Genomic DNA, 10,216 nt, shown 5'->3' with positions numbered 1-10,216 from the left:
CCCGGCCCCCCCCCAATTCCCTCCTCCCACTTAGATTATAAACACATTACATTTTCCCCCCCCCGCCCCGGCGGGCCCCCCCGGGGGCCCCCCCCCGACGGAGACCCCAGCACAGCAGAGGACCACACTGCACGAAGGGGAAGCCATGACAGCGACGACCGACGGAAGCACCGGGGCCGCGAACCTCCGCGCGGCCTCGGCCAGCCGACCGACCGAATCGACGACCACCGACGCCGCGGACGAGGCCCTGGCCGCCGCGAGGCGCGCCGCGGAACGCTCGGTGGAGCACCTCCTCGGCAGGCAGGACGAGGAGGGCTGGTGGAAGGGCGACCTCGCCACCAACATCACGATGGACGCCGAGGACCTGCTCCTCCGCCAGTTCCTCGGGATCCAGGACCCGGCCACGGTGCAGGCGGCCGCCCGCTTCATCCGCGGCGAGCAGCTGGGCGACGGCACGTGGGCCACCTTCCACGGCGGGCCTCCCGATCTCTCCGCCACCGTCGAGGGGTACGTCGCACTCCGGCTGGCCGGGGACCGGCCGGACGACCCGCACATGATCCGGGCGGCCCGCTGGGTCAGGGACCAGGGGGGCATCGCGGCGTCCCGGGTCTTCACCCGGATCTGGCTCGCGCTGTTCGGCTGGTGGAAGTGGGACGACCTGCCGGAGCTCCCGCCCGAGCTCATGTTCTTCCCCCCGTGGGTACCGCTCAACATCTACGACTTCGGCTGCTGGGCACGCCAGACCATCGTGCCCCTCACCATCGTCTCGGCGATGCGGCCCGTACGCCCCGCACCGTTCGCCCTCGACGAGCTGCACACCGACCCCGCGCGCCCCAACCCGCCCGAACCCCTGGCCCCCGCGGCCAGTTGGGACGGCGTCTTCCAGCGGCTCGACAAGGCGCTGCACGCCTACCACCGCGTCGCTCCGCGCCGGGTGCGCCGCATCGCCATGAACGCCGCGGCCCGCTGGATCATCGAGCGGCAGGAGAACGACGGCTGCTGGGGCGGGATCCAGCCGCCCGCGGTGTACTCCCTCATCGCCCTGCACCTGCTCGGCTACGACCTCGGCCACCCGGTGATGAAGGCCGGGCTCGCCTCGCTGGACCGCTTCACCGTCCGGCGGGAGGACGGTGCCCGCATGGTCGAGGCGTGCCAGTCCCCGGTCTGGGACACCTGCCTCGCCACCATCGCGCTCGCCGACGCCGGGGTGAGTCCCGACCACCCCGCGCTGGTGAAGGCGGCGGACTGGATGCTCGGCGAGGAGATCGTCCGGCCGGGTGACTGGTCCGTGCGCAGACCCGGACTGGCTCCGGGTGGATGGGCGTTCGAGTTCCACAACGACAACTACCCCGACATCGACGACACCGCCGAGGTCGTCCTGGCCCTGCGACGGGTCCGCCACCCGGACCCCGACAGGCTCGAGGCCGCCATCGAGCGCGGGGTGCGCTGGAACCTCGGCATGCAGTCGCGCGACGGGGCCTGGGGCGCCTTCGACGCGGACAACACCAGCCCCTTCCCCAACCGGCTGCCGTTCTGCGACTTCGGTGAGGTCATCGACCCGCCCTCCGCGGACGTCACGGGCCACGTGGTGGAGATGCTCGCCGTCGAGGGCCGCGCCGGCCACCCGCGCACCCGTCGCGGCGTGGACTGGCTCCTCGCCGAACAGGAGCCGAGCGGTGCCTGGTTCGGGCGCTGGGGCGTCAACTACATCTACGGGACGGGATCCGTGGTGCCCGCCCTCGTCGCGGCCGGCCTCCCCGCCGCGCACCCCGCCGTCCGCCGGGCGGTCGGCTGGCTGGAGTCCGTCCAGAACGACGACGGGGGCTGGGGCGAGGACCTGCGCTCCTACCGGGAGGAGAAGTGGATCGGGCGCGGCGCCTCGACCGCGTCCCAGACCGCGTGGGCCCTCCTCGCTCTCCTCGCGGCCGGTGAACGCGAGGGCAGGGCCGTGGAGCGGGGCATCGCCTGGCTGGCCCGGACGCAGCAGGCCGACGGCTCCTGGGACGAGCCGTACTTCACCGGCACAGGCTTCCCGTGGGACTTCTCCATCAACTACCACCTCTACCGGCAGGTCTTCCCCCTGACCGCCCTCGGCCGGTACGTGTACGGAGATCCGTTCGCCGCCCGCGACGGCGCGGGCAGCGGAAAGGGGGCCTGATCCGATGGGCGACACCCAGGCGCCGCCCGGACCCCCTCTGCCCCTCCTGATCGCCTGCGCACTCGGAATCGAGCGGCTGGCCCTGCGCACCGGCAGGGCCGGTGGCGGCCCGGGCCCCGTGACCGTCGTGCGGACGGGCATGGGACCCCGGGCGGCCGAGAAGGCCGTCCGCGACGCACTGGGGCGGCACGGGTCGGGAGGAGCCGCGGTGATCGCCTCGGGCTTCTGCGCCGGTCTGGCCCCGGGCATGCACCCCGGTGACCTGGTGGTGGCCGAGGAGACGCGGGACGCCTCGGGCACCACGACCTGCACCGGCGCGGGCCTCCTGGTCGACGCGCTGACCAGGGCCGTGCCGGGGAGCACCGTCCACACGGGCCCGCTCTCCGGCTCCGACCACGTCGTCCGTGGTGCCGAGCGTGCCGGCCTGCGGGCCACCGGGGCCATCGCGGTGGACATGGAGTCCGCCGCCACCCTGCGCACGGCGGTGCGGACCGGGCCACGCCCGGTTGCGGCCGTACGGGTGATCGTGGACGCTCCGGAGCATGAGCTCGTTCGCATCGGCACGGTCCGCGGTGGAATATCGGCATTCCGTGTCCTGCGCGCCGTCCTTCCCGCTTTTCATGAATGGCACCGATCTTTGCTGCTCCCCAGGAGGTGAGCCCAGATGGCCATGCCGCTCCGCCAGTCCATCAAGGTTGCGACGTATCTCATCGAACAGAAGATCCGTAAGCGGGACAAGTTCCCGCTGATCGTGGAGCTGGAACCCCTGTTCGCCTGCAACCTCGCGTGCGAGGGATGCGGAAAGATCCAGCACCCCGCCGGGGTGCTCAAGCAGCGCATGCCGGTCGCGCAGGCCGTCGGCGCGGTCCTCGAATCAGGTGCTCCGATGGTGTCCATCGCCGGCGGCGAGCCGCTGATGCACCCTCAGATCGACGAGATCGTGCGCCAGTTGGTCGCGAAGAAGAAGTACGTGTTCCTGTGCACCAACGCCATGCTGATGCGTAAGAAGCTCGAGAAGTTCACCCCCTCGCCGTACTTCGCCTTCGCGGTGCACATCGACGGACTGCGCGAGCGCCACGACGAGTCGGTCGCCAAGGAAGGCGTCTTCGACGAGGCGGTGGAGGCGATGAAGGAGGCCAAGCGGCGCGGCTTCCGGGTCACCACCAACTCCACGTTCTTCAACACAGACACCCCGCAGACCGTCATCGAGGTGCTCAACTACCTCAACGACGAGCTCCAGGTCGACGAGATGATGATCTCGCCCGCCTACGCCTACGAGAAGGCGCCCGACCAGGAGCATTTTTTGGGGGTCGAGCAGACCCGCGAACTCTTCAGGAAGTCGTTCGCGGGCGGCAACCGGGGCCGGTGGCGGCTCAACCACTCCCCGCTCTTCCTGGACTTCCTGGAGGGCAAGGCGGACTTCCCCTGCACGGCGTGGGCCATTCCGAACTACTCCCTTTTCGGCTGGCAGCGTCCCTGCTACCTGATGAGCGACGGATACGTGCCCACGTACCGGGAGCTCATCGAGGAGACCGACTGGGACAAGTACGGCCGGGGCAAGGACCCGCGCTGCGCCAACTGCATGGCGCACTGCGGTTACGAGCCCACCGCCGTCCTCGCGACCATGGGCTCGCTGAAGGAGTCCCTGCGCGCCGCACGGGAGACCATCGGCGTGAACCGGTGAGGCCCTGACCCGTGGAGAGCCCGCCGCCCGGGCCGCTCGTGGTGCGTCGCCTCCCGCGGCGCATCCCGGCCGGGCCGGGGCGGCCGGCGGTCGTGGAGGACAACAGCCCTGCCGGTGCGGTCGGTTCGGCCATCGGCCAGGCGCTGCGGGACGCGGGGGCGACGTCCCGCAGCGTACGTTCGGCATCCCCGGGCACTTTCTTCCTCATGCCGGACGCGCCGAGGTCCTCGCCGGCATCGGGCTCACGCCCCTGGACATCACCGGGCGGCTCGGCGAGACACTGGTGCGCCTGGGGACGGCAGCGGAGCGGGACGTGGGAAGGAGAGCGGGGCATGAACGACGACCGGCCGGAGGGCTTCGACCTGGCGCGGCTCCTGGCGGAACGGGGAGCCGAACGCTACGACCTGCACACCCGCCACCTCAACCACCAACTACCGCGCATGCTCCGCACCATCGGCTTCGACAAGGTCTACGAGCGGGCGGAGGGCGCCTACTTCTGGGACGCGGAGGGCAACGACTACCTCGACATGCTCGCCGGCTTCGGGGTGATGGGGCTCGGCAGGCACCATCCCGTCGTGCGCAAGGCGCTCCACGACGTCCTCGACGCCCGGCTCGCCGACCTCACCCGCTTCGACTGCCAGCCCCTGCCCGGGCTGCTGGCGGAGAAGCTGCTGGAGCACAGCCCGCACCTGGACCGGGTGTTCTTCGGCAACAGCGGCACGGAGGCGGTCGAGACCGCGCTGAAGTTCGCCCGGTACGCCACGGGGAAGCCCAGGATCCTCTACTGCGCCCACGCCTTCCACGGGCTGACGACGGGATCCCTCTCGGTCAACGGCGAGGCGGGGTTCCGCGACGGCTTCGCGCCGCTGCTGCCCGACACGGCGATCCGGCTCGGCGACCTCGACGCCCTGCGGCGCGAGCTGAAGCGCGGGGACGTGGCGGCGCTCGTCGTCGAGCCGATCCAGGGCAAGGGCGTCCACGCCTCGCCCCCCGGCTTCCTGCGGGCCGCGCAGGACCTGCTGCACCGGCACAGGGCGTTGCTCATCGCGGACGAGGTGCAGACGGGGCTCGGCAGGACCGGTGACTTCTACGCCTACCAGCACGAGGAGGGCGTCGAACCCGATCTGCTCTGCGTGGCCAAGGCGCTCTCCGGTGGATACGTGCCGGTCGGGGCGACCCTCGGCAAGGACTGGATCTTCAAGCGCGTCTACTCCTCCATGGACCGCGTCCTCGTCCACTCGGCAAGCTTCGGCTCCAACGCCCAGGCCATGGCCGCCGGCCTCGCCGTCCTGGCGGTGATGGACGACGAGGGAACCGTCGCGAACGCCCGCCGCACCGGTGACCTCCTGCGCGAGCGGCTCGCCGCGCTCGTCGGCCGCTACGAGCTGCTGCACGAGGTGCGGGGGCGCGGCCTGATGATCGGCATCGAGTTCGGCCGGCCGTCGTCGCTGAAACTCCGCAGCCGCTGGACGATGCTGCAGGCGGCCCGCAAGGGACTCTTCGCCCAGATGGTCGTCGTGCCGCTGCTGCAGAAGCACCGGATCCTCACCCAGGTCTCCGGGGACCACCTGGAGGTGATCAAACTGATCCCGCCGCTGGTCATCGGGGAACCCGAGGTGGACCGCTTCGTCACCGCCTTCACGGCCGTCATGGACGACGCGCACAACGGTGGCGGACTGATGTGGGACTTCGGGCGGACGTTGGTGAAGCAGGCGGTCAGTGGCTGACGGGCCCCCGCGCCCGCTCCGCGCCACCGCTGAGTGGTCCTGGTCCCTCGGAGTGCGCCGGCCCGTGCCCCCGTCCTGAGCCGGTGGGCGGTGGCGGGCGGTGGTGGGTGCCGGTCCGGTGGTGGGTCCGGTGCGGTCCGTGGCTCCGGCGCCGCGTTTTGCCTCGTAGGTAAGAAAGTTGCCTGTGAGGAAAGACGCTGGCTCAATGGAGGCATGAACCCTCCAGAGGCAGGACCGCACACAGAGCTGCCGGGTATCGCGCCCCGCCTGCGTGACCTGCGCCGCAACCGGGGCCTCACCCTGGAGGGCGCCGCCCGGCGGGCCGGGCTCTCCCCGGCCCACCTGTCCCGGCTGGAGACCGGCAACCGCCAGCCTTCGCTGCCCATGCTGCTCGGCCTCGCCAGAATCTACGGTACGACGGTCTCCGAGCTGCTCGGTGAGATGCCGCCCGAACGTGACGCGATCGTCCGGGGCGGACCGCTCGGGGGAGCGGGCGCCGAGGCCGACGGCTGGCTGTACCGCCAGGCGGGCGGCTCCGGCCGCGCCATGCAGGCGCTGCGGGTCCACGTGCCGTACGGCACCCAGGGCGACCTGGTCCGCGTCCATCCCGGCGAGGAGTGGCTGTACGCCCTGGACGGCCGGCTGAGGGTCGTGCTCGGCGAGACCGTGCACGACCTCGGGCCCGGCGACAGCGCGCACTTCGACTCGCTCACGCCGCACCGGATCGCGGCACTCGCCCGCGGGGGTGCCCAGCTCCTCTTCGTCCACACGCTGCTGCAGAGCCCCACCGCCGAACTGTGCCTGGGCGGCGGACCCCAGCGCTTCTGACCTCCGACGGGCCCCGCCCGGAAGCCCCCGGCCACGTGGCCGCAAGGAAGGAACCCCATGTCCGACTCGGAGCACTACGACCCACTGACGCCGCGCCGGCCGCAGGGGCAGGACACCCAGGAGCGCAAGATGCCCCGGGGCGTCATCATCCGGCTGTTCGCCTACCTGGTGGCCGGGCACGTCGTCGCCGCGTTCCTCTTCCTCCTGTTCACCGTGGCGGGCAAGGGCTGACCGGGCCGGCCCCGACCGGCCGCCGCCTGAGCGCGAGCACAGGCGGACGACGGGCGGATCGGGGCTCGGCGCCGACAGGGTGCGCGGTGCGGACCGGGGGAGCGATGTGTTCCCTACGCGTCCTCGAGGAGCCGTTCACGCAGCCTCTCGCGGGTCTCCGCGGACAGCTTCAGGCCCTCCTGGAGGTAGCGGTCCGTGCTGCCCCAGGTCTCCCGGATCGTGGTGAAGGCGGCGGCGAGGTACTCCGGGTGCGCGCCGAACAGCGGATTCAGAAGCTCCAGCACCTCCTGCGACATCCCCACGGACGAGGTGTCGCTGCGCTTGATGCGGTAGCGGCGGTGCGCGTCGTTGGACTTGAGGTAGTCCGCCTCGATGGCTTCCTCCTCCACACCGACGGCCAGCAGCGAGACGGCGATCGACAGCCCGGCCCGGTCCTTGCCGGCGGCGCAGTGCATGAGCGCTGGCACGCTGTCCCGTGCCAGTGCGTGCAGCACGCGGCTGTGCTCGGCGGTGCGGTCCGTGATGATGGCCCGGTACGAGGCGATCATGCGCGCCGTGCCCTTGCCGTCGGCGAGGATCGAGCGCAGCTGCTGGATGTCCCCGTCCCGCACCAGGCGCCAGAACTCGGCGCCGTCGGCCGGGTCGGAGAGCGGAATGCTGACATTCCGGACGCCCGGCAACTCCACATCGTCTCCGTCGAGCTTGCGGTCGGCGGCGTTGCGGAAGTCGAACACCGTGTGCAGGCCGAGGCCGGCGAGGAACGCGGCGTCCGCCTCGGTGGCGTGTGCCAGGTGACCGCTGCGGTAGAGGCGCCCGAGGCGCACCCTCCGGCCGTCGACGGTCGGCAGACCGCCCACGTCGCGGAAGTTGCGGACACCCGTGAGTTCGATGTCCGTCGGCGGAACCTCTGGCAGCTGCGTCACAAGGACTCCTGAAGTGTCTGGCGCCGGCGCCGCTCGCCGGCGAAGGGCACGCTCGCGACGATACGACATGGGTGCATCCAGCAACTTGGTGACCTCGGCCCGCGCACGGCCTCCCGGTCCGGAGCGTCTGAAGGCCGCGTGCGACATGTCCGTATTGGTGCTTTTAGTAGAACATGCCGTTCTTATGCGGGAGATGGGTGGCCCCAGGTGACCGGGATCATATCCGTGACGGTGTGTGGCGGAACTGCGGACGGGTATTCCCGATGCCGCGCGGAAAGCCAAGATCGGTAATCCACGGAGTGTGACCGGAATTCGGAAGCGGAAATGAAGCGCTCATTCCGGTCGGCGGGAGACGGCTTGTTCCCCACGTCCCGACTCGCTTACGGTCACCGTCAATCCGGACGGAACGCCTAATCCTGCCGCCGCCCGGAATCCGCACCGACTCACGTGTGGCAGGAGCGGGGGAACCAGGTAAGCCGCCGACCGGAGGGATCCGGGACGGCTCGGGGTCAAGTCGCGTCCACCGCGGCCGGGCATCTCCAGTCCGCACCCGACAGCTCACCTCGCAGGCGCCGGAGAGGAAAGCACCATGCCCGCAAAGGGTAAGCACCGCCGTACGAAGACCGGGCCGATCTCGCGTGGCGTCATCGCCGCGGGGGCCGGCGGCGCCGTCCTCGCCCTTCCGCTGATCGGCGCCACGGGCGCCAACGCGGCGGAGCAGGCCGCCCCGGCCGTCAAGCCGGCAGCCGCGGCGGCCCAGGCCGCCCCGACCGCGTCGGTGGCGAAGAAGCAGAGCGCCCCCACGACCTACTCCGTGGTCTCCGGTGACTACCTGTCGAAGATCGCGGCCGAGCAGAAGGTCGAGGGCGGCTGGCAGAAGCTGTACAAGGACAACCGCGAGGTCGTCGGCGACAACCCGAGCCTGATCCTCCCGGGCATGAAGCTGATCCTCGGCGCCAAGGCGTCGGCCCCCGCCGAGAAGGCCGCGCCCGCGAAGCCGGCTCCGTCCGAGCCCGCCCCGAAGGCCGCGGCGCCCAAGGCCGCCGCCCCGGCGGAGAAGACCGCCGACGCCACCGCCGCCTCCGCGGCGACGGACGAGAGCAACGGCTCCGGCTACACCACCCCGGTGGCGGGCGCCGGCGTCACCACCCAGTACCACGCCGCCGGTTCCAGCTGGTCCAGCGGTTACCACACCGGCTCCGACTTCCAGGCGGCCTCCGGCACGAGCGTCCGGTCCATCGGCCCCGGCACCGTGGTCTCGGCCGGCTGGAGCGGTGCGTACGGCAACGAGATCGTCATCCAGCACAGCGACGGCATGTACTCCCAGTACGCCCACCTGTCCTCGCTCGAGGTCTCGGCCGGCCAGACCGTCACCGGCGGCCAGCAGATCGGCCTCTCCGGTTCCACCGGCAACTCCACCGGCCCGCACCTCCACTTCGAGGTCCGCACCGGCCCGGGCTACGGCTCGGACGTCGACCCGATCGCCTACCTGCGCTCGCACGGCGTCTCCATCTGACGCAGCCGCGAGGCGTGGCGGCCGTGTCGGGCAGTGGTCCGGCAGAACGGCAGGGAAGAGGGGCGGTGCGCGGCGGCGCACCGCCCCTCTTCTTATTCCGGCTTTACCAAAATCTGACCGGGTGGTCTATCTCACCACCCGTCAACCCCGTATTACGGTCGCGTAGGTCACATTCGAGGGTGCAGGATATTCCCTTGTGGCAGACGATTCGAGAAACACACAACGAGGCATCATCGGGTCGTACGCAGCGATTGGCGACAGCTTCACCGAGGGCGTCGGAGACCCCGGCCCCGACGGGAGACTGGTCGGCTGGGCGGACCGTTTCGCCGTCCTCCTCGCGGACCAGCTCCCGGTACCCGACGCGGCGGCCGGACCGGTGGACGACCCGCACGGGCATTTCCGATACGCCAATCTCGCCGTACGCGGGCGCCTCCTCGACCAGATAGTCGCGGAGCAGGTGCCGCGCGCCAAGGAACTGGCCCCCGACCTGGTCAGCTTCTGCGCGGGCGGCAACGACATCATCCGGCCGGGCTCCGACCCGGACGACGTGGCCGAACGCTTCGAGCGCGCGGTCGCGGACCTCACGCGGGCGGTCGGCACCGTGATGGTCACCACCGGCTTCGACACCCGTGGCATCCCGGTGCTGCGGCACCTGCGCGGCAAGATCGCCACGTACACCGCCCACGTCCGCTCCATCGCCGACCGCTACGACTGCCCGGTCCTGGACCTGTGGTCCCTGCGGTCCGTCCAGGACAGGCGTGCCTGGGACACCGACCGGCTGCACCTCTCGGCCGAGGGACACACCCGGGTCGCACTGCGTGCCGCCCAGGTCCTGGGCATCGAGGTGCCGGCCGACCCCGACCAGGTGTGGCCCCCGCAGGTGCAGCGCGGGACGCTCGAAGTGCGGCGTGACGACATCCTCTGGGCACGTGAGTACCTCGTCCCCTGGATCGGGCGCCGGATCCGCGGCGAGTCGTCCGGCGACCACGTCGCGGCCAAGCGGCCCGACCTGCTGCCGCTCTGAGAGGCCCCGCCCGGCGAAAGCCCTCCGCCGGCACGCTACGGCGTGACCACGGGGAGGCCGCGCCGCGGCGTGACCGGCGCGACGAGCCCGTCCGGGGCGGGCGTCCGCACCGAAGGGGCGGCGGC

Annotated in this window: 9 protein-coding genes and 1 riboswitch; of the genes, 8 read left to right on the top strand and 1 reads right to left on the bottom strand. The window is 71.4% G+C overall.

Annotation, left to right across the window (positions count from 1 at the left end; all coding sequences use genetic code 11):
• Positions 1 to 145: 145 nt before the first annotated feature.
• The 6 genes from shc to ABZ371_RS22915 all read left to right on the top strand — a co-directional run bounded on the left by shc (position 146) and on the right by ABZ371_RS22915 (position 6,628).
• Positions 146 to 2,158, top strand: coding sequence for a squalene--hopene cyclase (gene shc, locus ABZ371_RS22940; protein WP_358682730.1), 2,013 nt, complete (start codon positions 146 to 148; stop codon positions 2,156 to 2,158).
• Positions 2,159 to 2,162: 4 nt separating this feature from the next.
• Positions 2,163 to 2,816, top strand: a complete 654-nt coding sequence (locus ABZ371_RS22935; protein ID WP_358682728.1) for a 1-hydroxy-2-methyl-2-butenyl 4-diphosphate reductase — start codon at positions 2,163 to 2,165, stop codon at positions 2,814 to 2,816.
• A 6-nt stretch (positions 2,817 to 2,822) separates the two neighbouring features.
• Positions 2,823 to 3,842 carry an adenosyl-hopene transferase HpnH gene (hpnH, locus tag ABZ371_RS22930; RefSeq protein WP_358682726.1) on the top strand — a complete coding sequence of 340 codons (1,020 nt, stop codon included), beginning with the start codon at positions 2,823 to 2,825 and terminating at the stop codon, positions 3,840 to 3,842.
• Between the two features lie 332 nt (positions 3,843 to 4,174).
• Positions 4,175 to 5,569: an aspartate aminotransferase family protein gene (locus ABZ371_RS22925; RefSeq protein ID WP_358682724.1), complete on the top strand. Its 1,395-nt coding sequence runs from the start codon at positions 4,175 to 4,177 to the stop codon at positions 5,567 to 5,569.
• A gap of 213 nt (positions 5,570 to 5,782) precedes the next feature.
• The gene (locus ABZ371_RS22920) at positions 5,783 to 6,397 is read left to right on the top strand and encodes an XRE family transcriptional regulator (protein ID WP_358682722.1); all 615 of its coding nucleotides are present in this window, start codon (positions 5,783 to 5,785) and stop codon (positions 6,395 to 6,397) included.
• Between the two features lie 57 nt (positions 6,398 to 6,454).
• Entirely contained in the window at positions 6,455 to 6,628 is a 174-nt protein-coding gene (locus tag ABZ371_RS22915; RefSeq protein WP_358682720.1) for a DUF6126 family protein, read from the top strand.
• A gap of 113 nt (positions 6,629 to 6,741) precedes the next feature.
• On the opposite strand, the gene ABZ371_RS22910 is transcribed toward ABZ371_RS22915, so the two are convergent.
• Positions 6,742 to 7,551: a tyrosine-protein phosphatase gene (locus tag ABZ371_RS22910; protein ID WP_358682719.1), complete on the bottom strand. Its 810-nt coding sequence runs from the start codon at positions 7,549 to 7,551 to the stop codon at positions 6,742 to 6,744.
• A 426-nt stretch (positions 7,552 to 7,977) separates the two neighbouring features.
• Positions 7,978 to 8,138, top strand: a riboswitch (cyclic di-AMP (ydaO/yuaA leader).
• Between the two features lie 2 nt (positions 8,139 to 8,140).
• Between ABZ371_RS22910 and ABZ371_RS22905 the strand changes: the two genes are divergently transcribed.
• Both ABZ371_RS22905 and ABZ371_RS22900 read left to right on the top strand, forming a co-directional pair.
• Positions 8,141 to 9,067, top strand: coding sequence for a LysM peptidoglycan-binding domain-containing M23 family metallopeptidase (locus tag ABZ371_RS22905; protein ID WP_358682717.1), 927 nt, complete (start codon positions 8,141 to 8,143; stop codon positions 9,065 to 9,067).
• Positions 9,068 to 9,263: 196 nt separating this feature from the next.
• A complete protein-coding gene (locus ABZ371_RS22900; protein WP_358682715.1) occupies positions 9,264 to 10,091 on the top strand; it encodes an SGNH/GDSL hydrolase family protein in 828 nt (275 codons plus the stop codon).
• Positions 10,092 to 10,216: the final 125 nt, after the last annotated feature.

The sequence above is a fragment of the Streptomyces sp. NPDC005899 genome (assembly GCF_040629645.1).
GTDB lineage: Bacteria > Actinomycetota > Actinomycetes > Streptomycetales > Streptomycetaceae > Streptomyces.
The sequence above is the reverse complement of the archived record's forward strand: the minus strand, read 5'-3'. Positions and strand labels throughout refer to the sequence as shown.